The organism is Xenorhabdus doucetiae, assembly GCF_000968195.1.
GTDB lineage: Bacteria > Pseudomonadota > Gammaproteobacteria > Enterobacterales > Enterobacteriaceae > Xenorhabdus > Xenorhabdus doucetiae.
Window position 1 is genome coordinate 1,888,533 of the sequence record NZ_FO704550.1, and the last position, 23,571, is coordinate 1,912,103.

21 protein-coding genes are annotated in these 23,571 nt (G+C 44.8%); 7 read left to right on the forward strand and 14 right to left on the reverse strand.

Annotated elements, in window-relative coordinates:
- Positions 1–180: 180 nt before the first annotated feature.
- From sapF to pspF, 6 genes are all read right to left on the reverse strand, one after another.
- Positions 181–990, reverse strand: coding sequence for a putrescine export ABC transporter ATP-binding protein SapF (gene sapF, locus XDD1_RS08655; RefSeq protein WP_045970383.1), 810 nt, complete (start codon positions 988–990; stop codon positions 181–183).
- Positions 991–1,983, reverse strand: coding sequence for a putrescine export ABC transporter ATP-binding protein SapD (gene sapD, locus XDD1_RS08660; protein WP_045970385.1), 993 nt, complete (start codon positions 1,981–1,983; stop codon positions 991–993).
- Positions 1,983–2,870: a putrescine export ABC transporter permease SapC gene (gene sapC / locus XDD1_RS08665; RefSeq protein ID WP_045970387.1), complete on the reverse strand. Its 888-nt coding sequence runs from the start codon at positions 2,868–2,870 to the stop codon at positions 1,983–1,985. The genes sapD and sapC overlap by 1 nt, the downstream gene beginning before the upstream one ends.
- Positions 2,857–3,822: a putrescine export ABC transporter permease SapB gene (gene sapB, locus XDD1_RS08670; RefSeq protein ID WP_045970389.1), complete on the reverse strand. Its 966-nt coding sequence runs from the start codon at positions 3,820–3,822 to the stop codon at positions 2,857–2,859. Before sapB ends, sapC begins: the two co-directional genes overlap by 14 nt.
- Positions 3,819–5,558, reverse strand: coding sequence for an ABC transporter substrate-binding protein SapA (gene sapA / locus XDD1_RS08675; RefSeq protein ID WP_045970391.1), 1,740 nt, complete (start codon positions 5,556–5,558; stop codon positions 3,819–3,821). The genes sapB and sapA overlap by 4 nt, the downstream gene beginning before the upstream one ends.
- 304 nt (positions 5,559–5,862) lie before the next feature.
- Entirely contained in the window at positions 5,863–6,867 is a 1,005-nt protein-coding gene (pspF, locus tag XDD1_RS08680) for a phage shock protein operon transcriptional activator (protein WP_045970393.1), read from the reverse strand.
- A gap of 215 nt (positions 6,868–7,082) precedes the next feature.
- Here pspF and pspA point away from each other — a divergent pair, with 215 nt between their 5' ends.
- The 7 genes from pspA (at position 7,083) to XDD1_RS08715 (ending at position 13,431) form a co-directional block, all read left to right on the forward strand.
- Positions 7,083–7,754 carry a phage shock protein PspA gene (pspA, locus tag XDD1_RS08685; protein ID WP_045973414.1) on the forward strand — a complete coding sequence of 224 codons (672 nt, stop codon included), beginning with the start codon at positions 7,083–7,085 and terminating at the stop codon, positions 7,752–7,754.
- Positions 7,755–7,786: 32 nt separating this feature from the next.
- Entirely contained in the window at positions 7,787–8,014 is a 228-nt protein-coding gene (gene pspB, locus XDD1_RS08690; protein WP_045970395.1) for an envelope stress response membrane protein PspB, read from the forward strand.
- Positions 8,014–8,376, forward strand: a complete 363-nt coding sequence (gene pspC, locus XDD1_RS08695; RefSeq protein WP_045970397.1) for an envelope stress response membrane protein PspC — start codon at positions 8,014–8,016, stop codon at positions 8,374–8,376. Before pspB ends, pspC begins: the two co-directional genes overlap by 1 nt.
- A gap of 129 nt (positions 8,377–8,505) precedes the next feature.
- Positions 8,506–9,903, forward strand: coding sequence for a YcjX family GTP-binding protein (locus XDD1_RS08700; RefSeq protein WP_045970399.1), 1,398 nt, complete (start codon positions 8,506–8,508; stop codon positions 9,901–9,903).
- Positions 9,900–10,979, forward strand: a complete 1,080-nt coding sequence (locus tag XDD1_RS08705) for a YcjF family protein (RefSeq protein WP_045970401.1) — start codon at positions 9,900–9,902, stop codon at positions 10,977–10,979. Before XDD1_RS08700 ends, XDD1_RS08705 begins: the two co-directional genes overlap by 4 nt.
- A 146-nt stretch (positions 10,980–11,125) precedes the next feature.
- Positions 11,126–12,721, forward strand: coding sequence for a transcriptional regulator TyrR (tyrR, locus tag XDD1_RS08710; RefSeq protein WP_045970403.1), 1,596 nt, complete (start codon positions 11,126–11,128; stop codon positions 12,719–12,721).
- Positions 12,722–12,951: 230 nt separating this feature from the next.
- Positions 12,952–13,431, forward strand: a complete 480-nt coding sequence (locus tag XDD1_RS08715; protein ID WP_045970405.1) for an Hcp family type VI secretion system effector — start codon at positions 12,952–12,954, stop codon at positions 13,429–13,431.
- 37 nt (positions 13,432–13,468) lie between these two features.
- On the opposite strand, the gene XDD1_RS08720 is transcribed toward XDD1_RS08715, so the two are convergent.
- The 8 genes from XDD1_RS08720 to XDD1_RS18415 all read right to left on the reverse strand — a co-directional run bounded on the left by XDD1_RS08720 (position 13,469) and on the right by XDD1_RS18415 (position 23,469).
- Positions 13,469–13,891, reverse strand: a complete 423-nt coding sequence (locus XDD1_RS08720) for a hypothetical protein (protein WP_052705665.1) — start codon at positions 13,889–13,891, stop codon at positions 13,469–13,471.
- Positions 13,869–14,558 carry a hypothetical protein gene (locus XDD1_RS08725; protein WP_045970410.1) on the reverse strand — a complete coding sequence of 230 codons (690 nt, stop codon included), beginning with the start codon at positions 14,556–14,558 and terminating at the stop codon, positions 13,869–13,871. Before XDD1_RS08725 ends, XDD1_RS08720 begins: the two co-directional genes overlap by 23 nt.
- Positions 14,559–14,893: 335 nt before the next feature.
- A complete protein-coding gene (gene tssH, locus XDD1_RS08730; protein WP_045970412.1) occupies positions 14,894–17,548 on the reverse strand; it encodes a type VI secretion system ATPase TssH in 2,655 nt (884 codons plus the stop codon).
- 106 nt (positions 17,549–17,654) lie between these two features.
- Positions 17,655–18,773, reverse strand: coding sequence for a type VI secretion system baseplate subunit TssG (tssG, locus tag XDD1_RS08735; RefSeq protein ID WP_045970414.1), 1,119 nt, complete (start codon positions 18,771–18,773; stop codon positions 17,655–17,657).
- Positions 18,774–18,829: 56 nt separating this feature from the next.
- Entirely contained in the window at positions 18,830–20,701 is a 1,872-nt protein-coding gene (gene tssF, locus XDD1_RS08740; RefSeq protein WP_045970416.1) for a type VI secretion system baseplate subunit TssF, read from the reverse strand.
- Positions 20,702–20,718: 17 nt separating this feature from the next.
- Complete coding sequence (locus XDD1_RS08745; protein WP_045970418.1) at positions 20,719–21,273, reverse strand: type VI secretion system baseplate subunit TssE; 555 nt, start codon at positions 21,271–21,273, stop codon at positions 20,719–20,721.
- An 84-nt stretch (positions 21,274–21,357) separates the two neighbouring features.
- Positions 21,358–22,845, reverse strand: a complete 1,488-nt coding sequence (tagH, locus tag XDD1_RS08750) for a type VI secretion system-associated FHA domain protein TagH (protein WP_231854486.1) — start codon at positions 22,843–22,845, stop codon at positions 21,358–21,360.
- Positions 22,846–22,962: 117 nt separating this feature from the next.
- Entirely contained in the window at positions 22,963–23,469 is a 507-nt protein-coding gene (locus XDD1_RS18415; RefSeq protein ID WP_052705666.1) for an Hcp family type VI secretion system effector, read from the reverse strand.
- Positions 23,470–23,571: the final 102 nt, after the last annotated feature.

A 23,571-nucleotide genomic window follows, 5' to 3' on the forward strand; every position in this document is an offset into this window, starting at 1 on the left:
TCAAAATTGTTCTTTGTGATCAAACACCAAAAGTCATGGGGAAACAGAAATAATCAATATTTAACCATGACTGCGGTATTTATGGTGAATAAACGGAGATGATTCTACCACGCCGGAGGGAAATGTGGTGAGTTTCCCATGCTGTTCCGATCAGTGATTAAAATACCTCCACTAAAAACATTAGGTGAGATCCTGTCGCCATGCTTCGGCAGACAAGGCTTCACCGAAATGGCTGGCGATTAATTTTCGGGTAATATCATGCAACGGAGAAGCCAGAACCTCCGCCGTATTACCACGCTCGACAACTTCCCCTTGGTGCATCACCAGCACTTGATCGCTGATATGTTTCATCATACCGAGATGTTGGGTGACATAAATATATGAAATACCGTGTTTTTCCTGTAATTCCAGCATCAGGTTAATGATTTGGGAACGCATCGACATATCAAGGGAAGCCAAAGCTTCATCTGCAACGATGATTTGTGGTTGCAATATTAACGCCCGTGCCAACGCCACACGCTGTTTCTGTCCTGATGCGAGCATATGTGGATAATAATTGGCATGATCTGGCAGTAGACCAACCTGACGCAATGTTTGGTTGATGCGTTTTTCCCGTTCAGAGGGGGATAGCTCGGTATTCAGGATTAACGGCATATCCAGAATTTGGCCAATGCGCTGACGAGGATTCAGTGATGTACTGGGGTCCTGAAAAATCATGCGAATGCGCTGGCTGCGATAGCTGTAATCCCCGTAAGACAGTTTATGACCATTAATCAGAATTTCACCTGACGTTGGTTCAATAACCCCCGATAACATTCTTGCTAATGTGGATTTACCGGAGCCATTTGCACCAAGGATAGCCAGTGTTTTTTTCGGTTGTAGGATAAAGCTCACGGGTTTTACGGCGTCAAGCTGATGATGGCGAAATAATCCCATTTGATAGCGAAATGTTTTCGTCAGGTTTTTCACTTCCAGTAATGTTTCAACCACTTACGGCTCCTCCATATTCAAAGGGAAATGGCAGGCGAATGTATGGTTCTTAATCACCCGTAATCGTGGGGTTGCAATGCAGGTTTTCTGTGCATAAGGACAGCGTGGTCCTAAACGGCAACCTACCGGCAGATGTTCCAGTGATGGAATAGCGCCAGGCAACGTATTTAGCCTGCTTTTGTGTGGTAACGGACTACCAAAATCAGGAATTGAACGGATCAGTGCTTGCGTATAGGGGTGATACGGTTTCACCAGCAACTCATCAGGGGTGGCACTTTCCACGGTTTGGCCGCAATACAGCACATTGATGCGTTTGACCAGTTTACTCATCATTTGCAGGTCATGACTGATTAACAGGATAGTCATGTTGTTGTTCTGGTTCAGGCTCGACAGCAAACGGAAGATTTGCGCCTGTGTCGTAGGTTCCATGGCATTGGTTGGCTCATCGGCAATCAGCAACCGGGGTTGGTTGGCAAGTGCAATGGCAATCATCACTTTTTGACATTCACCTTCGGTTAATTCATAAGGATAGCTGTGCATAATGTCATCGTGATCTTTAATACCAACGCGGTGCAACAACTCAACTGCACGGCGTTTTCGCCAATTAATTCTTTGCCACCAACGGCCTTTATACGTCCACCCAGGAATAGATTGAATAATCTGTTTACCCACATTTTCTGAGGGATCGAGACATGACTGAGGTTCCTGAAAGATCATTGAAATATTATGCCCAATCACCTTGCGGCGCTGCCGCGGTGTCAGGCGCAATAAATCAATATCGTTAAAACGAAAACGATCAGCGGTCACGATAAGGTTTTCTTTTGCAACACCACAAATCGCTTTGGCAATCAAACTCTTACCTGAACCTGATTCGCCGGCCAGACCCAGAATTTCACCTTCCGTCAGTGAAATACTCATCCGGTCAACCGCTTTGACGGGACCTTCTGCCGTCATAAATTCAATGGTGAGGTTTCGAATATCAAGTAATGGCATTATTCGACTCCTGCGTTAATCGCGCGGTGAAGGCCGTCACCCAGTAAATTAACCAACAGAACACTCAGCATAATAACGGCTCCGGGCAACATCACAGTCCAGGGGGCGGCATAGATTAATTCTAATGAGTCTCCCAACATGGTTCCCCATTCGGGGGAGGGCAATTGAGCACCCAGATTGAGAAACCCCAGCGCAGCAATATCAAGAATAGCGATGGAGAGAGCACGGGTTAACTCACTGACTATCACCGCCGTGATATTGGGAAGAACAGCGTAGCGTAAAATATGGTAGTTTGACGCCCCGTCCAGACGTGCTGCGATAATGTACTCTTTATCCAGTTCGTCATGTACAGCAGTATAAACGGTACGTACTATTCTTGGCAGTAGTGCCAGCGAAATGGCAATCATGGCATGGTGCAGGCTGGCGCCAACAAAGGCCACGACAATGATAGCCAGTAGCAATGAAGGAATAGCGAGCAAGGTATCAAGAATATGATTCAGAATGGCCGACTTTAACCCATGAGTCATGCCGGCAAGGCTACCGATGATTAATCCGACAATGGCCGCTGCCGCAGTGGCCACCAATGCCCCGCCAAATGTGGATGATGTACCAATCAATAAACGGCTGAAAATATCACGGCCAAGATCGTCAGTTCCGAGGAAAAAAGCGACATTGCCGTGATGCGACCATGAAGGTGGCATAAGTTGAGCCATAAATTGTTGATCAAGCCGGTATGGGGCAAGGTAATTTCCTAACAGGCTTAGTGTCATTAAAATTAATACCCCATAAAAACCCGTCATTGCCAATATATCCGCATAGAAGAATCGCCAGATAACTTTCGATGGCGACGGCATTTTCTTTTCTCGGTAAAAATTATCTAAGGGCATACCATTCCTTATGCTTCAGGGGATTAGCCATTGCTCCAATAATATCTGTCAGAATATTCACTGAAATAACCAGCGTTCCTATTACCATAACGCCGGCTGAGATTGCGGAATAATCCTGCTGGCGGATAGCAGTGATGAGCCAACGTCCTAAACCTGGCCAGTTAAAGACCTGCTCTGTCACCATCGCTAATGTGAGCATGGTTGAAAATTGTAATCCCAGCTTAGGAATGATAGGCGGCAAAGCGTTATGCAGTAAGTGACGGCGGATGATAGTCAGCCGGGATAGACCCCGTGTTGCTGCTGATTTGATATAGTTTTCGCCTGAAACCTCTTCCGTACTGTTACGCATCAAACGGATAACTTCCGTTGTCGGGGCGACGGCCAGTGTGATAACAGGCAGGATCATATGCAGGATCACACTCATGATCATTTCATTGCGATAGGGTGCCTTGGACAGCCAAGCATCAATCAGGGCGGAACCGGTTACCGGCTCCATCCGATAGAGCAAATCAAACCGTCCCGAAACCGGTAGCCAGCCTAAATAAAGTGAAAAAAGCAGGGTCAGCAGCAAAGCCAGCCAGAAAACCGGAATGGAAAAACCACACAGGGCAAATGTGCTGATAATGATATCGGCTTTTTTGTTGCGCCAGACACCGGCAATAATCCCAAGCGGGATACCGATTAACAACGCGATGGAAAATGAAAGGACACACAGCTCCATCGTGGCAGGCAGCACCGCATACAGTTGCTCAATAATGCGTTCCCCATTAATTCTGGAAATACCAAAATCCCATTGGAGCAAGCTGCGGAAATAGTAGACATAGGCGTCTGACAGCGATGCACCACTCAACGTACCATGAGGGGTAAAATACATCAGGCTGAAACTGATTAATGAAAGAAAAAACAGCGTCACAACCAGAATCAGCAAACGACGTAAGATATAAATAATCATTTGCTTCCCTTATTATTTTCATCGGAAATGTCGGTTTCCTGTTCACGGTAAACTCGGTCAAAGGCGCTATTGCCAAATGGGCTGAGTACCAATCCTTTGATGTTATAACGCGAGATTTGCAAACGCATCGCATAAGCCAGTGGCAAGACGGGTAATTGTTGCGCGAGAATTTCTTGGGCAACATGATAATTTTTGATGCGTGAAGCCAGTTGTTGATTCAATAAGGCTTGACGTAAGGCATCATCAAAAGCTGAACTGCACCAACGGCTGAGATTCGTTTGTGACGCAATGGCGGCGCAACTTAATAATGGACGGAAAAAACTATCCGGATCGTTGCTGTCAGTAGACCAGCCTGCCAGTGTCATATCGTGAGTCTTATCCATCAACTGGTTTTCCTGAAAACGGCCTTCGACGGGACGGATAGCGATCTTAATACCCACTTGGGCTAAATCTGCCTGAATCAGCTCCGCCATTTTCAGCGGGCTTGGATTATAGGCTTGTGAAGCCGTTGGCACCCATAACGTTAACTCCAGTCCACTTAACCCCAGGTTATGTAATATCTGGCGGGATTTTTCAGGATTGTATTCGGTGACTTCAGCACGGTTATCATACGCCCATGATGCACGGGGCAAAATAGAGGCCGCTGTCTCTGCCGTGCCATAGTAAATGGACTTCATCAGGCGTTGGTTATTGATGGCATAGGCAATGGCTTGGCGAACGGCTAACTGATCCAACGGTGGCTTACTGGTGTTAAAAGCCAGATAGGCAATATTCATGCCTGAGCGTAATGTCTGACGTAAATTGGGATCATCATGCAGAATGTTCCACTGGTTAGCATCGGGATAAGCCAATACATCGCATTCCCCTGTGAGCAGTTTTGAGATCCTGCCCGTGCCACCCGCGCCGGTATCTATCACAACCTGTTCCATGCGCGGCTTGCCTTTCCAATAGTTATCATGGCGAACAAGGCGGATAAATTGGTTCATCTGATAATCTTCCAGCATGAAGGGACCGGTTCCGACTGGTTTCCAATCTATTTGCCCCTGCCGATTCACTTGTTGCAATTTTTGCGCATATTCCTGCGACAAGATAGGGGCATAATGGGTTGCCAGGTGCCAGAGAAAAGAGGCGTCGGGAGCATTGAGGCGAAATTCAACCGTATATTTGTCGATTTTCTCAATATCCTTGACTGAATCACCAAATTGCAAACTATCAAAATAGGGATAATAACCCCCATTCACATCATGATAATAATGTGTTTTATCGAAAACGCGGCGAAAGCTGAAAACAACATCATCCGCGTTCATCGTGCGGGTCGGGGTAAACCAATCGGTTGATTGGAAAGCAACATGGTGACGCAGATAAAATCGGTAGGTTGCACCATTGTCCCGAACTTCCCAATCAGCAGCCAGTTCAGGAACCAGACGATAAGTCAGGGGATCGACGCCCAGCAGGCGATTATAAATCTGTGCAGCCAGCGTATCCACGGCCAGACCGCTGATCGCCATTTGGGGATTAAACGTATTCAAATTGCCATTAACACAATAGATAAAGCCGTTCTGCCGTAAGCCCGCCGAGATGTGGGGCAGGCTTTCTGAGCTGTTGTTCGCCCTCAATTCTGGGATCGTTTTGATGGGGTCGGTGACAGGTTCCGCAAGCGTTTCTGGAGTAGCATTCTTGGCCGCCAGAGTCGGGGCGGAAATCAATAATATGATCCAGTAAATCAAATAGCGCATATAAAATATCAGTCATAAAAAAGAGTTTGGCCATTGTAACTTAATTGACATTTTTTGCTAAAAACAACGGCTAGATCACGATAGTGAGAAATATTCTCAATAAAGTGCTTTACAAAAATAACTGAGAAGCATTATCATTCTCATGTGCTTTCGGGAAGACACCTTTGTCATATCAAATATGTCATCTCAGGAAGGGCACGACATTGCTCACATTGCTTCCAGTATTTTTATTAGCCGGCTCGGGTGCCGGCTATTTTTTTATCTCTCCACCTATCCCTCGTTCGCTTGCTTGAACAGATCATCTTTAACTGTCGTTATTAACATCAATATGGTGTTTTTTGACTAACCCGCGTAGCTGGTGATAAGTCAAATTCAGTTTGTCAGCCGCTCTTTTCTGATTAAATTGACTTTCTGCCAAAGCCTGTATGATTAAGCGCTTTTCGCTATCGTTTTGCCACTGTCTTAAATCGAGAGGTAATGAGGGAAGGGAATAGTGGGTAGTCGCGTTGTCAGTGGATAGTGGGGCGGATGGTTGTAATGATAAAAAAGGATTGATAATTATCGTATTTAATTCACTTCCACTTTCATTATGCCGATAAATGGAACGTTCGATAACATTCTTCAATTCGCGAACATTGCCGGGCCAGTGATAGGAAAGTAACTGTTGTTTGGCCTTGTCAGTAAATCCGGGGAAGAAGGGCAGCTTCAACTCACGACACATCTGAATCGCAAAATTCTGCGCCAGTAGCATAATATCTTGTTGCCGTTGGCGCAGTGGTGGAATATAAACCACGTCGAACGCCAGCCTGTCGAGCAAATCAGCCCTGAATTTCCCGTTGGCAGCCATCGCCGGTAAATCTTCGTTGGTTGCGCAAACCAAACGTACATCCACTTGTAATGATTGAGTACCGCCGACACGCTCCAGGTGACCATATTCAATGACACGCAATAATTTCTCCTGTACTTGCATGGGCGCCGTAGCAAGTTCGTCAAGAAACAAGGTTCCGCCATCAGCCCGCTCAAAGCGCCCTTGGTGTTTTGAACGGGCGCCGGTAAATGCCCCAGCCTCATGACCAAACAGTTCTGAATCAAGCAGATTTTCATTGAGCGCTGCACAGTTCAGCGAAATAAAAGGGCCTTGCCAACGCGGAGAAAGATAATGTAAACGACGGGCAATTAACTCTTTGCCTGTTCCCCGCTCCCCCAGTACTAAAACCGGTTTATTCAACTTTGCCAATGCGGAGACTTGTTCCAGAATTTCAATAAAACAGTTTGCTTCACCTAATAGATTATCAATAAACTGAGGCATGGTATTTTTCGCCAAAAATTGGTTAATTTAACTAAATTAACGGATTGAAATAAAAAAGCAAATAAAAATTATTTAAGTAATTTCAATTAGATAAGTAAAACAGAAAAGTTGGCATATATCTTGTAATAACTATGTGCCTTACCGTGTATCTTGTATCTGCTTTAACCGTACACAGGCATAACATACATACATTCTAATGAAAGAGGTTTATGACTATGGGTATTTTTTCTCGTTTTGCTGATATCGTGAACGCTAACATCTCCTCTCTGCTGGATAAGGCAGAAGATCCACAGAAAATGATCCGTTTGATGATTCAGGAAATGGAAGACACGTTGGTGGAAATCCGCTCCACTTCCGCCCGCACGCTGGCAGAGAAAAAGCAGCTTTTGCGCCGCATCAGTATCGGGGAAGGCCAAATCGATGGCTGGCAAGAAAAAGCTGAACTGGCGCTGGGCAAGGGTAAAGAAGATTTAGCGCGCGCGGCGTTGATTGAAAAACAAAAAGTCAGTAGCTTAGTTGACACACTCAGCCACGAATTATCTATTCTGGATGAAACGCTGGAGCGCATTAAAGGCGAAGTGACGGAGCTGGAAAATAAATTAACCGAAGCACGTGCAAGGCAACAATCACTGACACTGCGCCATCAGGCAGCGGCCTCTTCGCGTCAGGTCCGTCGTCAGTTGGACAGCGGTAAAATTGATGAAGCCATGGCACGTTTCGAACAGTTTGAGCGCCGGATAGACCACATGGAAGCGGAAGCAGAAGCGTTTGGATTAGGCAAACAGAAATCACTCGAACAGCAATTTGCCGAATTGAAAGCAGATGATGAAATCAATGCACAACTTGCGGCCTTGAAAGCTAAAATGAGTAGCAAAGATCCACAATAATGACACATGTCATACATCACTAAGGAAAGATAATGGCCTATATATTTCTTGGCATCCCGCTGATCATTTTCGTGCTTTTTGTCTTGCCCATCTGGTTGTGGCTGCATTACAACAACCAGAACAGCCATCGCGGTCAGTTAGGGAGCAGTGAAATTCAGCGTTTGGAACAACTGACAGAGAACGCCAGGCGTATGCAGGAACGGATCAAAACGTTAGAAGATATCCTTGACGCAGAACATCCAAACTGGAGACAGTCATAATGTCAAATCAATACCGACGGAAACTTTATCGCCTGCCAGAGCAGGGAGTGGTTAAAGGCGTCTGTGCCGGGCTGGCAGACTATTTTGACGTACCCGCTCCGTTAATTCGTACTATCGCGGTACTCTCGCTCTTCTTTGGCTTATTTGGCATAACGGTATTGGCTTATATTATCTTGACCTTTGTCATGGAGCCCGCACCGGCGGGATATTTGGCAGGGGAAAGAAATAGTGGGCCATCAGCACAGAGTCTGTTGGATAAAGTAGACACCCAATTGCAAGCAAACGAAGCACGTTTGCGTCAAATGGAACGCTATATTACGTCAGAGACTTACAACGTGCGCAGCCGTTTCCGCCACCTCTGAATATGGGCAACCAGAATAGAACAACAGGGGATCTGACCAGTAACAGCGGAAATGCGGAAATAATGGCAAATTTTACCGATGTTACTGGCCGGATAACACGGATTCACGGTATTCCCATTGAGGAGCAACATGAAACGGTTGCAAAACGAACTGACAGCACTCGTTAATCGTGGAATGGATCGTCATTTGCGACTGGCGGTAACCGGATTAAGTCGCAGTGGAAAAACTGCATTTATCACTTCTTTGGTCAACCAACTCCTGCATGTTCACAGTGGCGCCAGATTGCCGCTGTTTTCTGCTGTGCGTGATGGGCGCTTACTGGGTGTAAAGCGTGTGCCGCAGCGAGATTTTGGTGTGCCGCGTTTTGCCTATGATGAAAACATCGCGCAATTACATGACACTCCCCCTCACTGGCCGACGCCGACACGGGGTGTGAGTGAAATACGCCTGGCATTGCGTTATCGTTCTAAAGACTCCTTATTTCGTTACTTCAAAGAAACCTCCACCCTGTATCTGGAAATCGTCGATTATCCGGGCGAGTGGTTATTGGATTTACCCATGCTGGAGCAAGATTATCTGGCATGGTCGCGGCACATGCAGGGATTACTGAAAGGGGAAAGAGCGAATTGGGCGAAACCGTGGTTAGCGTTATGCCGGCAATGTGACCCGTTGGCGCCCGCCGATGAAAATTTACTCGCCCAAATCGCACAGGCTTATACCGATTACCTGCATCAGTGTAAGCAACAGGGATTGCACTTTATTCAACCCGGCCGTTTTATCTTGCCGGGGGATCTGGCAGGTGCACCGGCGTTGCAATTTTTCCCGTGGCCGGGCATTGACCAAATTGGGGAGCCGCAATTAGCAAAAGCAGGCAAGCACACCAACATAGGCATGTTGCGTGAACGTTTTGCTTATTATTGTGATCAGATCGTTAAGGGGTTCTATAAAGAACATTTCCTCCGGTTTGACCGGCAAATTGTGCTGGTGGATTGTTTGCAGCCCCTGAATAGTGGCGTGCAGGCATTCAATGATATGCGGCTGGCATTGACCCAACTTATGCAGAGTTTTCATTATGGCAAACGAACGCTGTTTCGTCGTTTATTCTCGCCCTGCATCGATAAGCTCATGTTTGCTGCCAGCAAAGCGGATCATATTACGGCCGATCAACATGCCAATCTGGTTTTACTTTTACAGCAATTAGTACAGGAAGCGTGGCAAAATGCGGCCTTTGAAGGGATCAGCATGGATTGTGTGGGGCTGGCATCGGTTCAGGCAACCGAGGGCGGTATGGTTATTCATCAAGGGGAAAAAATCCCCGCCATCAAGGGCAATTGCCTGTCAGATGATAAATTACTGACATTTTTTCCGGGGGAAGTCCCACAACGCTTGCCAAACAGTGAATTTTGGCAAAAACAAGGGTTTCATTTCGAATCATTCCGGCCAAGACAAATCAATGCCGATAGCCCGTTACCCCATATTCGCATGGACAGTGCGATGGAATTTTTATTGGGAGACAAATTAACATGACCGGACCCTTGAAACCGAGAAGGGATTTTGACGATCTGGTACAAACATCGTCACCGCCGCCGCTGAAATCAAAACAAGAATTCACCGGGCAGGAAGAAGCATTCTATCCGGCCATGCCAGAGCTGGAAGCGGAAGAGAGAGAGGGTGAATTTGAAGGGGCAGTCAATGCCGCACTGAAACCGAAACGCAGTTTTTGGCGGACCGTTTTTTCCGGGGCGGTGTTGCTGTTAGGCGTGAGTGTGGTTGCCCAGTGTGTCCAGTGGATCTATCACGCCTGGCAGCAACAGGATTGGATTGCACTGGGCATGGCTGCGGCAGGCAGCATGATGGTTTTTGCCGGTATCGGCAGCGTAATCAGGGAATGGCGGCACCTTTACCATTTGCGCCAGCGTACAGAAGAGCGGGATATGGCGAAAACATTATTGCAAAGTCATGGCATAGGTAAGGGCAGGCAATTTTGTGAAAAACTGGCCGAACAGGCGGGTATCGAGCAACAACATCCGGCATTACAGCGTTGGCAGGCGGCGGTACATGAAACCCACAATGATCGTGAAATTATCATGTTGTACAGCCAATGTGTTCAGCCCGTTCTGGACAGGCAGGCGAAAAAAGAGATCAGCCGTTCTGCGGCGGAATCGGCGTTAATGATCGCGGTCAGCCCATTGGCGATTGTGGACATGGCCTTTATTGCGTGGAGAAATATTCGCCTCATTAATCGCATTGCCGCAATTTATGGCATCGAATTAGGCTATTTCAGCCGCATCCGCTTATTTCGCTTAGTCCTGCTGAACATTGCCTTTGCCGGGGCATCAGAATTAGTGAGGGAAGTGGGCATGGACTGGTTGTCACAGGATATTGCGGCGCGCCTTTCTGCACGTGCTGCACAGGGGATCGGTGCCGGGTTGCTGACGGCGCGTTTGGGTATCAAAGCGATGGAGCTGTGTCGCCCCTTACCGTGGATTGATGGCGATAAGCCGAAATTAGGGGATTTTCGTTACCAGTTGCTTGCTCAGCTTAAAAGTACGTTACCAACGAAACACAAAGGGGCAGCCAAAGACACCGATAACAGCAAGTAGCCCAAAATAGCCAATGAATGGTGACTGTTATCCCAGCTTGACACCTGACTTTCTTGTAAACTTTTGCTGACAAGGGCTTCATCTCTTGAAGCGTAACAGGTAACATTTCAGGCGGTTAAGAACATCGTGTCAATAAGGTCAGAAAAATGCGATTGGAAGTGACTTGTCAGGATCGAATCGGGTTAACCCGCGAATTACTTGATTTACTGGTTTTACGAAATATTGACCTGAAAGGAATTGAAATTTCTCCTGCACGTCGTATTTACCTTAATTTTACTCAAATTGACTTCACTATTTTCCGTGGCTTGATGGCAGAAATTCGCCGTATCAATGGTGTCATGGATGTCAGGACGGTGGCTTTCATGCCGTCAGAGAAAGAGCACAGAGCGATGTGGACACTGTTGGAATCGGTGCCTGAGCCTATCTTTTCTATTGACCTGAAAGGCAATATTGAACTGGCTAACTCTGCGGCTTTGGCACTGTTTGGTTACAGTAAAGAAAAAATTAACCAAAAAAACATTGGCCATCTGATCAGCCATTATCCTTTCCTGCGCTGGCTTGAAAGTGAGCATCATCAGCCACATTCAGCCCAACTCGCCATCAAAGGGCAAGATTACGGGATGGATATTATCCCGATGCAGTTAACGGATGAAAGCCAGGCCATTAAGTGTGTCGGGGCGGTGATTATGTTACGTGCGGGCGGTGAACACCATTCAACGGTGCATATTGCGTCGCCACATAAACCATTAACCGTCAATGATGACGGCGCGTTTGAACACATTATTGCGGTCAGCCCCAAAATGGTTCATGTCGTTGAGCAGGCGCGTAAAATGGCAATGCTTGATGCTCCTTTACTGCTTATCGGTGAAACAGGGACGGGGAAAGATGAATTTGCCAAAGCCTGCCATTTGCGCAGCGCAAGGGGAAAACAGCCTTTCCTGGGGTTAAATTGTGCCTCCATGCCGGATGATGTTGTCGAAAGTGAGCTGTTTGGCTATGCGGCGGGCGCCTATCCCAATGCGCTGGAAGGCAAAAAAGGCTTCTTCGAACAGGCCAATGGCGGTACGGTTTTATTGGATGAAATCGGTGAAATGTCGCCACAGATGCAGACTAAATTACTGCGTTTCTTAAATGACGGCACATTTCGCCGGGTCGGTGAAGAGAATGAAGTGAAAGTGAATGTCCGCATTATCTGTGCCACGCAGAAAAACTTAGTTGAGTTGGTACAGAAAGGGGCATTTCGTGAAGATCTCTATTATCGGCTGAATGTTTTAACCATCACAATCCCCCCTTTGCGGGAACGTCAGGAGGATATCATGCCATTGACGGACTATTTTATCACCCGCTTTGCGCAAGAACAGGGCTTGCAGAAACCTCAATTTTCTGCCGAGTTAGCGCCATTTTTGTGTGGTTATCATTGGCCGGGCAATGTCAGGCAGCTTCGCAATGCCATATATCAGGCATTGACTCAACTTGAGGGCAGCAAACTCAGCCCGCAGGATATTCAGTTACCTGATCTGGACGCTGAGGTAACCTTTAATGAAGATATTCTGGTGGGCTCTTTGGATGACATCAGCAAGCGTTTTGAACGCTCTGTACTGACACGTCTTTACCGCCATTATCCCAGTACCCGCAAGTTGGCAAAACGGCTGGGTGTTTCTCATACCGCAATTGCCAATAAATTACGTGAATATGGTTTGAGTGGAAAAAAACACGCAGTTGAACATGAAGATGATGAATAATCAGTAAGATTGACGGCTTTTAACTATTCAGCCAGAGATGATCTCTGGCTGAATGATCGAATATTGATAATTTTTTAATTCAATATTGATAGGCAACTTTCCCAAAGAAAGATAGTGGGTCATCTATTAAATTGAATGCGTAAGCTGTTAAAATTTAATCAATGCTATCGATAAAATAATACGTTATCCTGCGTTTTTGTTGTGTCCAAAAAATACTCAGGAGAAACAGTGTGGCTAATATTATTTATATGACTATAAAAGGTAAAAAACAGGGGCTGATATCGGCCGGATGCTCAACATATGACTCAATAGGAAATAAATACCAGGAAGAGCATAAAGATAAAATATTAGTTTATTCGGTTGATCATGATATAAGTCGGGAACAAAACGTCAATCACCAGCCCATAATTATAACAAAACCCATAGACAAATCCTCTCCGCTATTAGGCATTGCAATATCAAATAACGAAAGTTTTCAATGTGATATTGATATATATCGGAACAGTTCGTCAGGAGGACTGGAAAAGTTTTATTCAATAAAATTAACTAACGCCACCATAAAAAATATTTCAATACACTACCCCAACTCACTCAGTCACAATGATATGCAACCATATGAGAGTATAACTATTTCATATGATAGCATAACGTGGACACATCATACGGCAGGAACATCTGGTTACAGTATAAGAGAAGATAATGTATTTTAATCTCTTATGGGAGAATTCTCTGCCGCCGGCCCATTTTTTATTTCTTCTCAACTGAAAACAAAATGGTACGCTTAGTACCATCTTGTTTTATAGTGATTATTACGTCATTTTTTTGCCAACGTTCATCACCCCAGTATTGGTCATAATATTTTTCGAATCCCATATTCTCAACATATTTTATTAGTTCGGTTTCACTATCTAAATCAACATTTGAAAAAACAATATCGTTAGTCATTGTTGATGTACCATCAGGAGAATCATAGTATATGATGTAATTATTTGAAATTAAAGGAATATGTTTAATTTCATCAAAGGTAAACATATTGTAATAAATGAAATTTTTTTTTGTATATGACAAATTAACATTTGCAAGTGACATAAAAAAAATCACTACACAACCAATGAAAATGGATATGAAAACAAGGATTCTTATAAAACTACTCAAGCGTAATCCCGGCATATTCCTTACCTATGTTAACATAAGCTAAGTCGCTAATAAGTATTAAATCTTGGCCTTTTTTGATGTCACTGATGGGGGATATGGTATTTAAAAAACCAGGCAGAGACGTATGATAAGGCTTGGCATTATTGGGGTATTTTTCCGGATCGGGAAATAATAATGGCTTAAAAATTTTATTCTTATATTTACCTATAGGCCCATAATAATCCCATCGCTTAAAGGCTTTTTCTTTACTGACGACGCCTAACTGGGGTAAGTAATCAATGCCATTCACAGCCCGATAAAAACCCAGTAAATTAGACACTAAATCTTCGCCACTATAACCACTGTCTGTCACCCAATTAAACGGAAAAGAATCTTGGTAGGATTCAAATGAATGAGTTGTATACATCATAATAGTCAGAGCGACTCTTTTTTTATCATGCAATGATAAATTTTCCCTGACTTGCCACCTTGTTTTTATAGATGTTCCATTTCTACGTCCTTTCCCCATATATTGGACATATCTAACAATAAAGTACCTGTCTCTGGTACATCTATCAGCGCCTTTATTTATCGCTGCCATAAGTAATCTGGCATCATCACCTTGAGCATGCCCCAAATCTACCCACCCTAACTTCTCTGTATAAACCAGTCTTCCTTTTTCTATATCAGACCTTGTAGTCATAAAACCTCCTGTAATTATTAGGCTTGATTAGGTGAGCCGTATGAAAATATGGGTTCACGCACGTTCAACTATTATTTTACAGAATAGAATTATCTACGGTGCCCGTAAAGCTTGTTCATTGAGAAGTGGGAAAAAAAACACGGTTTCTTCCTATCAAATTTTATTTCGGCCTCGCTGTTTTCTTTCGTTTTTTTACTTGAATGTGAAAACTACTACATCATAATCATATGATAAATATATCTATATGTCCTTGATAAACGTCAAGTTGCAGCCCGCAAGACAAAAACAGTTGATCATCTTTCTGCATCACAGGGAGATAATCAAGGTATCTGACCTCAGTCCATAAACCGAAACTGAAACTCACCTTGTTCGAGAGAGACTTGCAATTGACGATATTGCTGATCATTCACGTTAGCAGAGAGCAAAAGTTGGCTGATCTGCGGTAGCAGCGAGTTGGTCAGGATGGCATCGACCATGCGGCCACCCGATTCGATTTCAGTGCATCGTTCAACAATATACTCAATCAGGGCATCATCAAAGGTCGCGACAATATCATGGTTTTCCCGTAAGCGTTTTTTGATTCGGTCTAATTGCAGATGAACAATGCTTGCCATCACCTTATCACCCAATGGATAGTAGGGAATGACAATCAAACGCCCCAGCAGGGCGGCAGGAAAGACATGCAGTAAGGGTTTTCGCAGGGCGGTGGTCAGTTTTTCCGGATCGGGGAGGGAATTCTGTTGTAAATAGAGCGAACTGACTAAATCCGCGCCAACATTGGAGGTCAGGATGATAATCGTATTACGAAAATCAATATGGCGGCCTTCACCATCTTCCATCCAACCTTTGTCGAAGACCTGAAAGAAAATCTCATGCACATCAGGATGAGCTTTTTCAATTTCATCCAGTAACACCACACTGTAGGGACGCCGCCGCACGGCTTCGGTCAGCACGCCTCCTTCACCATAGCCCACATATCCCGGCGGAGCGCCTTTCAACGTGGATACCGTATGCGCTTCCTGAAATTCACTCATATTGATGGTAATCAGATTTTGCTCCCCGCCATACAGCGTTTCCGCCAGTGCCAATGCGGTTTCGGTTTTACCGACCCCGGAAGGGCCACAGAGCATAAACACACCAACCGGTTTATTGGGGTCATCCAATTTAGCCCGTGATGTGCGCACCCGTTTCGCAATTAATTCCAAAGCATGGTATTGCCCGATGACACGTTGGTTGAGGGTATCCGCCAAGTGCAGTACCGCATCAATTTCGTCTTTTACCATGCGGCTCAGTGGAATACCCGTCCAGTCTGATATCACGGCAGAAACAACATTGCTGTCTACCGAAGCAAAAATCAGCGGAGTTTCTCCTTGCAACGTTTTCAATTGCTGTTGTGCTGCCAGCAGCTCAGTATGCCGGGCATGGATATCATCATATTGTTGTTGTTGATGAAATGGTTGTTCATGAATTGGTTGCTCATGCAGTTGGGCTTGCAGTTGAATAATTTTATCGGTCAGTGTGCGTTCTTGTTGCCAGCGGTTTTCCAACTCAATACGCTGTTCTTCCAATGTGGCCAGCTCATCAAGGATGAATTCTGACCGTTGTGGGTTGCCGATCCCGACTTTTGATTCCCGTTCAACAATAGCTAATTCAATCTTCAACGCCTCAATCTGATGCCGGCAATTTTCCAATTGCGGAGGTTCGGCGTGTTGGCTAATGGCAACTCTGGCGCAAGCGGTGTCCAACAGAGCCACCGCTTTATCCGGCAACTGGCGGGCGGGGATATAGCGATGAGAGAGGCGTACCGCAGTGTCAACGGCTTCATCCAGTAACAGGACATGGTGATGTTTTTCCAGCGTTTTGACCAGGCTACGCAGCATCAAAAGGGCTTTGGTTTCATCGGGTTCATGAATTTGGACGACTTGGAAACGACGGGTAAGGGCGGGATCTTTTTCAATATATTTCTTGTATTCTGACCACGTGGTCGCGCCAAGTGTGCGTAACTGGCCTCGTGCTAATGCCGGTTTTAGCAAATTGGCCGCATCACCGGTTCCCTGTTGTCCGCCTGCGCCTATCAGCGTATGGATTTCATCAATAAACAGAATGATGGGGATCGGGCTGGATTGCACTTCGTCAATAACTTTACGCAGACGGGATTCAAATTCGCCCCTGATCCCGGCGCCAGCTTGTAGCATGCCAATATCCAGTAGCCAAAGTTCAACATGTTGCAGAGGGGGAGGAACTTCATTGGCTGCGATCCGCAGCGCCAATCCTTCAATGACCGCGCTCTTTCCCACCCCGGCTTCGCCGGTCAACAAGGGATTATTTTGGCGGCGGCGCATCAGAATATCGATAATCTGGCGGATCTCTTCATCACGCCCTGATACCGGGTCAATCTCACCATTACCAGCCCGCTCCGTTAAATCTTGCCCATATTGCCGCAAGGCACTCTCTGTCTGTTGTTTTATGGCTTGGGAACTGGGCAGGTTGGGTGAGAGTCCACTCTCTTGTGCTTCATCGCTGCTGCCACAGATCGCGTTGAAATTATCGACCAGCGTATCTGCATTAATGTGTTCAAACTGTGGGGAAATAGCTTTCAACGTATTGCGCAGATTGAAGGTTTTTAACATACCAATCAGCCAATGCGCACTCCGAATTTTGTCAACGCCAAATTTTAGTGAACCATACACCCAGGCACGTTCTACGGCACTGTCAATATGTTCGGAGAGATCAGAAATCGCACTGGCACCGCGTGGCAGGCGATCCAGCGCGGCAATGATATCTTTTGTCAGCCTGGCCTCATCCAATGCAAAGTAACGGATAATCGATTGTAAGTCACAGTTTTGTAGCTGCATAAGCTGGTGCAACCAATGGACCAACTCAACATAAGGATTACTGCGTAGTTTGCAGAAAGTGGTAGCCTGTTCCAGTGAGGTGAAGAGTACACGATTGAGCTTACCAAAGAGCACAGAACGACTGATTTCTGACATAAGTATATTACCCGCAATAAGTTGTGTTTATGGGGATGATGGATGGAATGAAATGACTTTGTGGGTTGCCCACAAATTGAAAGTGGTTGGGTATGGGAAATCGTTTTTAATGAATTTTGGAAGATTCTGGACTGTAGATTAAGTCATCATAATGGGTTGGCCTTTTCACTTTTCCTAGCCAGCTATTGAGGCCCAATTTCACCGTTTCTGACAGATACATTTCTGTTATATCCGCTTTATCAAGTATCAGCCTAATATCCCACGCATATTCAATCCCTAAGTATTGGTGAACCCAATCGCGCACTTGTTGAGATTTCGGCTGTCCAGGCAGAAACCGGTCATACTCTGCACGAGTGAGTGGCCCTAACTCAATACGGAATTTATGTTGAATATCGTATACTGCGATGCCCAAAATTGCCTGTTTGCCTAAACAGGGAATATGACGACCTGCTGCCAACCGCACCTGATCCTGTGTTTCGGTTTTCAGCCATTGGGGAATATTTTGGATAATTCTTACGGGAACCCTGAAATAAAACAGCAATATTTTCCTCAATCCTTCCGCGCTATGCCCTTGGCGGGAAAGATGGCCAGACAAAGCGTAACAGGCATGATTGCTGATACGATTGCCACTATAGTTGTTAGTAATATAGTTGCCAGTAATATAGTTGCCGGTAATCGTATCATTATTCATCGTGCTGAAGTTCTGTTGAGCCGGTAATCCCATGCCTATCAGACAAGCTAAATAATGACAGAATTTTTGGTTTTCTGGTCTGTCTAACGACGAAGTGGGCTGTGCATTGGCCCAGGCTCGATAGAACAGGAGGATCAGCCGGTGATGAAATAAATTGGCAAAGTCAGACAACGTTGGATCTCGATAATTATATTTCCGTGAATAGGCATATTCAGTCAGGTGCAGAGGCAATGGCCCATTGGGGCCAAATAATCCGAAACTGTAAATAAGTATTTCATATCGCTCTGAATTTTCTAGCTGATGGACTTTGGATAGGGTGGAAGGTGCGAATGCCATTGACGCTTCTTGTCCCAAGCGCAAAGGTTCATATCGTGGTAATGGCGCTGTTCCTAATCGGTAATATTTTCCCGATTGGGCGTCAATGCGACGCAAGGTTTGAAAGAGATCGAATTGCCAAGGGGTTTGAGTGAGCTGTTGCCAGAAATAATCTGGTAAGCGGCATATACGATGAATGGCAATGACATCTGTCTTCATATTCACCTGCCTTTTATTTCCGTCATCTTTTAAGTATTGGTTTGTTCACTAAACTGTTATATCAATTTCTTGTTGCCCATGCGGGCAGGCCAGAAGCCAATCTGCCCACGTTGCTGACTGTGTAGTGTCATTTCCGTAAAAGAATTCATGGTGACCAGACGTGAGAATAATTTTTCCAGCACACTGCCTAAAAGCCACGGGCTGGTGCCGGCAAAGTCTTGCTCATTGACTTCAAGTTTAATGCTGACACCACGGGCAAAGACGATAGGCCCAGATACGGATACTCTGCGATAGACTTCTTTTAATGAGCAGTGGCGTATCCCGTTGATTTGACGCACTACGGCGGGTTCAGCAAGATCGGCATAGAGACGCAATAATTGTCGCAGTGCCTGGGTTCCTTCTTGATCGTTATCGATAAAATTCATGTAATTCATTTGCAGTTGGCTGATTAGCTTCCATGAGATTGAGCCTTCTGCCAGAGCAGGACGAGGGATAGTTGGTCTTTTAATAAACTCAATTTTACTGATGGGGATGGAATCCAGCATAACAAAGCTATTGATATCCTGTTGGCGCAACATGGCGGGTAAATCTCGGTTAGTGCACATCACATCGGCACTCAGATACTTTAATGTGTCGGGCCAAGGGGAATGATGTTCATCAACAATTGAGATAAAGGTTTCTGTGCCGATATAGCTGGTACGGGTGCCATAATGGTGGGCATGTTCAGACAAAATGCGCGGGTCCCGGCGCAATGAGAAATAAGCACCGTAATTACCGTCGTCATCGCTGTTGGTTGACCAAAAAGGGCGAAACAGGCGTTCTTGTTTGTATTGGGTATCGACACCGTGCAAGCGCTGCACGGAAAAAATTTCGTAATCCAGGGGGCGGATATTATCCACGACCAGATGATATTCGTTGCGACTTTCATCCACCGTGACCCGTTCAGTCATTTTGGGAAATAAGTTAATCACCGGAGTACAGTTCAATGCCAGATAGGAGGTATCGATCAGGCTTTCCAAACTTCTGTCGATTTTATCCAAGAGCAGGATAAGCTCGAATTCCGTTTCGTTCTTGGTTTCCTTAAGCAAAGACTGCATACCGCGAAGACTGAAAAACTGGAAACGTGCAGGAAAGGCAAAATATTCTTGGAGTTGGCGATATCCACTAAAATTACGGGGATCATTGGGTAATAGCGCCTGATCATCAGCAAAACCTTCATGATATGGAGAAATATCCGGTAATGCCAAATATTGCGGCGTTTCACCCAACGTGTGGCATACCATACCGACAGAATGCTCCATAATCAGTTCCAGCAACTTCTGGGACTGAATATCCGGCCCTGAAAGAAAAAAAGTCAGTTTATTGAATTCCAAATCGTGGAGGAAAAACTTTCCCTTACAGGCAAGACGGATGCGCAATGCACTGACCGCACCATATTGATGAAGATTTAATCCTACAAGGGGAATGTTGGCAGGGATCTTGCCAAGCTCAACGTTTTTCAGCGCGAGAGGTTGTAAAACGACATCCTGAGTGGTGGCGTATTGCAACGTAATGCCATCGTTTTTCAGCGATTGGCAGAGCATAATCGTGCCGCGTGGCACCAGAAAGCCGTGGCTGATATCGCCTTTGCTCATGTCTGGCTGGAGCTCTGTAATTGCCATTGACGGAGTGGGGGCCAGATAGTTGGGATAGAGCATTTCCAGTAAATGCTGGGAAAAATGTTGAAATTCGGCATCCATTTTTAACTGAATACGGGCAGTCAAGAAAGCAAATCCTTCTAGCAGACGTTCAACATAGGGATCGGCGACTTCGATGCCGTGCATACCTAAACGATTGGCAATTTTGGGATAGCGTTCCGCGAATTCTTTGCCCATTTCACGTAAGTAAACCAACTCACGGTTATAATATTCCAGCAATTTGCTATCCATAACGTTTCCTCTATTTTTTATCCCGCTTCTTTCATGTTGAAATAACCGTGCTCTAAATCGATATCACTGCGGAACAGGAACTCTATTGGCCAGGGAATACACCACAAAAACCCTTTTATTTCGATAGACAATATATTGTACATAGCCAATGAATTGATATTGGAAATGCAATTGACTTGCAATTCATTGGGAATAATGCGTGGTTCAAAAATATGAATCGCTTTAACGATTTTATCTTGGATATCATGCCATTCGACATCGGACATATTTTTACCCGCTAAGGGTGCGATACCAAAGTTATAAGTAGAGTGTTGTATTTCAGGGAAAGACACCAGATTTTGATCCGGTTCTTTATTGATGCTGTTCAGTAACCACTGTAAATCCCGTAATACATTTTGTCGAAAGGTTCTGTGTGATAATAAATAGCTGCTAACGGTTTCTTTGTTCTTGTCCGGTTCATTATCAGTAAGCCTGTCAAGCAAAGAAGACTGCATTCTGTCTCTGGCAGTTATACGCGCAGGGGGCTTGCGAGAATGATAACCACCATGTAATAAAGTGATATTGTCTTTCATTAGTTAGTTATCTATTAGCTATCAGTTATCTATTAAATATCTTGATTAAGAAGAGTGTCAATTAAGGGGCAGGGTAAGAATTCCTTATTTTTTATTTTTTGATTGATTTTGCGAATCTTTATATCGAATAATTTCTGCTTCATAAGATTGCTGAAAATTTTCACCAAACAGGGGGTCATCTTGCTCAATTTTTATCATGATTTTCCGATAATATTGGGTGAAGTAATCCCATAAAGAGGCTTTATAGGTTGATGATAATGACAACCGAGGGAGATTACCTGTTTTCCGTGCTTTTTGCTCAATAACAACAGGATCAACGGGATGTAAAATATCTTTTGTCATAGAGCGTAATCCGGCAATCATACCTAATTGATGTGCCTGTAACTCGACTAAAATATCGCGTGTTGCCTGTTCTGGTGACATAAATCCGGGCATATGGTCGCCAAACATTTGAACCAGCACAGCCTGACCAGAGGGAAGGAGTTTAAATGGATTGTTGCCATCCGCCAGAATCTGGGTCACTCCCGTATCAGTCTCCTCTTTTAACCGGGTGCGGGAAGCATTGAGCGCGATAATGCCTTGTGATAACTGGCTGAGTAATTTTCCCAGTTTATACATTGTATCTTCATCAAATTGTGGGCTTTGAATATGACTTAGCCCCATACCGTCCAGTAAAGCTGCCAACAGTTTCCCCTCTAATTTAATCCTATTTTTAGCGTCATCTGATGGGGGAGGATTAGGGGAATACGCAATCGGGTCGATATTCAGACGTTCGGCGGTGCGGTGGTCATTATTATTATGACTGGAGATAATCGTATCATCCAGAGCGACCAGCGGTTCAGCACTATTTAGCATCAAGTTAAGGGTGGGATCATTTTTAACTCCCCGCATAGGCTTATCGGAGAATAAAATCAGGGGATCAGTTTCCTGCTTCTCATTCCGATTATTACCCTGTTTGCCTTGCTGCAATAAGGCACTGGGCGTACTGTCATTGAAAATATTTTCTTGCCGGAAATCAGTATCTGCATTAAACATGGTCACCGGATCAGTGGCCCGAAATTGCAGAGAATCCAGCTCAATCATTGCCTCCATGTGTTCGAGGGGGTTTATTGGATTGCGTTCTTGCTGTTGCTGTTTTATCAGCGGATTATTGTCATTTAATTCCGAAAAGTCCCAAACCTCATCCAGAACGCGAGTTGTTGCCAGCGGTGGCTTACCCGCACTTTGATTGATATTAATGGGGTTGATATTAATGGGATTAATATCAATAAGTTGAATTTGATAATCGCCGATATTCAATATATCACCGTCACGGACTTCTATTTGGCGATCGGGAGCCATAGGAATAGCATTTAATAAAATCTCAGAGGCTGCTCCCCGATTGGTCATACGGCATTCGCCATCGGTAGAAATCGATACAATCGCCTGTAAACGCGCTATGGCTTGCCCTTCATCGGGCAAAACCCAGTGATTATCTGGGCCGCGGCCAATGGTGCCACCGGGGGGGATAAAATCATAACTCAGTTGTTGCGGCTGGTTTGTACCGATATTTTTAACAATGGTGAATCGCATAATGATGGATACCTATTGTTGGTGGAATTATTGTTGGCGGAAGTATTGCTGATGGAAGATAACCTCCCCGCAGGGAGGTTATTGGCAGCGTGATATGAGTAACATATATAAATAAGATTATTCGGCGGTGTTCTTTTCAAGATCCCAGGTCCAGCTAACTTCAGCCTGTTTTTTACCTTCATAATCTGTTGGTGTGTAGCTGAACTGAATTTTTTTCGTTCTTAGGCCAACTGTCATGATATTATCAGAAGGTTGCCCACTACCAATTTCAGAAATATAAGTATTGGTCAGTATATATTTAGTCCATAACGAAGGGGCACTATCCCCAACGAAGCGAAGTGAATGAATTTCTGTTTTCTGAATATGTTTACCCGTGACAGCATATTTTTCTAAAGCGGTTATCGCTTTATCATAATTAAGATGAAGCATGAAATGACTTAAAACACCTTTACCTGAACCCCAGCTCCCAACGTCGGTTGAACTATTAGCAGGATTAACTATGGCACGGCTAATATATTGGACGCCAATCCAACCTATATATTTATCAGTTTGCGATTCACCTTTAATTCCATCGAAGTTGACGAAAGAAAGAATGTTATACATCATAGGAGCGACATTAGACATAGTTACACCTCAAATCTTTATTATATTAAATGATGTTCAATACATAATATTGAATGCAGGATGATGTGTTTAGTTGATGTGGTAACAGTTATATAGTAATGA

Excerpts from the sequence above, each read along its gene's own strand:
- sapD (WP_045970385.1), bottom strand. The coding sequence starts at position 1,983 with ATGCCATTACTTGATATTCGAAACCTCACCATTGAATTTATGACGGCA.
- sapC (WP_045970387.1), bottom strand. The coding sequence starts at position 2,870 with ATGCCCTTAGATAATTTTTACCGAGAAAAGAAAATGCCGTCGCCATCG.
- sapB (WP_045970389.1), bottom strand. The coding sequence starts at position 3,822 with ATGATTATTTATATCTTACGTCGTTTGCTGATTCTGGTTGTGACGCTG.
- sapA (WP_045970391.1), bottom strand. The coding sequence starts at position 5,558 with ATGCGCTATTTGATTTACTGGATCATATTATTGATTTCCGCCCCGACT.
- pspF (WP_045970393.1), bottom strand. The coding sequence starts at position 6,867 with ATGCCTCAGTTTATTGATAATCTATTAGGTGAAGCAAACTGTTTTATT.
- pspA (WP_045973414.1), top strand. The coding sequence starts at position 7,083 with ATGGGTATTTTTTCTCGTTTTGCTGATATCGTGAACGCTAACATCTCC.
- pspB (WP_045970395.1), top strand. The coding sequence starts at position 7,787 with ATGGCCTATATATTTCTTGGCATCCCGCTGATCATTTTCGTGCTTTTT.
- pspC (WP_045970397.1), top strand. The coding sequence starts at position 8,014 with ATGTCAAATCAATACCGACGGAAACTTTATCGCCTGCCAGAGCAGGGA.
- XDD1_RS08700 (WP_045970399.1), top strand. The coding sequence starts at position 8,506 with ATGAAACGGTTGCAAAACGAACTGACAGCACTCGTTAATCGTGGAATG.
- XDD1_RS08705 (WP_045970401.1), top strand. The coding sequence starts at position 9,900 with ATGACCGGACCCTTGAAACCGAGAAGGGATTTTGACGATCTGGTACAA.
- tyrR (WP_045970403.1), top strand. The coding sequence starts at position 11,126 with ATGCGATTGGAAGTGACTTGTCAGGATCGAATCGGGTTAACCCGCGAA.
- XDD1_RS08720 (WP_052705665.1), bottom strand. The coding sequence starts at position 13,891 with ATGCCGGGATTACGCTTGAGTAGTTTTATAAGAATCCTTGTTTTCATA.
- XDD1_RS08725 (WP_045970410.1), bottom strand. The coding sequence starts at position 14,558 with ATGACTACAAGGTCTGATATAGAAAAAGGAAGACTGGTTTATACAGAG.
- tssH (WP_045970412.1), bottom strand. The coding sequence starts at position 17,548 with ATGTCAGAAATCAGTCGTTCTGTGCTCTTTGGTAAGCTCAATCGTGTA.
- tssG (WP_045970414.1), bottom strand. The coding sequence starts at position 18,773 with ATGAAGACAGATGTCATTGCCATTCATCGTATATGCCGCTTACCAGAT.
- tssF (WP_045970416.1), bottom strand. The coding sequence starts at position 20,701 with ATGGATAGCAAATTGCTGGAATATTATAACCGTGAGTTGGTTTACTTA.
- XDD1_RS08745 (WP_045970418.1), bottom strand. The coding sequence starts at position 21,273 with ATGAAAGACAATATCACTTTATTACATGGTGGTTATCATTCTCGCAAG.
- tagH (WP_231854486.1), bottom strand. The coding sequence starts at position 22,845 with ATGCGATTCACCATTGTTAAAAATATCGGTACAAACCAGCCGCAACAA.
- XDD1_RS18415 (WP_052705666.1), bottom strand. The coding sequence starts at position 23,469 with ATGTCTAATGTCGCTCCTATGATGTATAACATTCTTTCTTTCGTCAAC.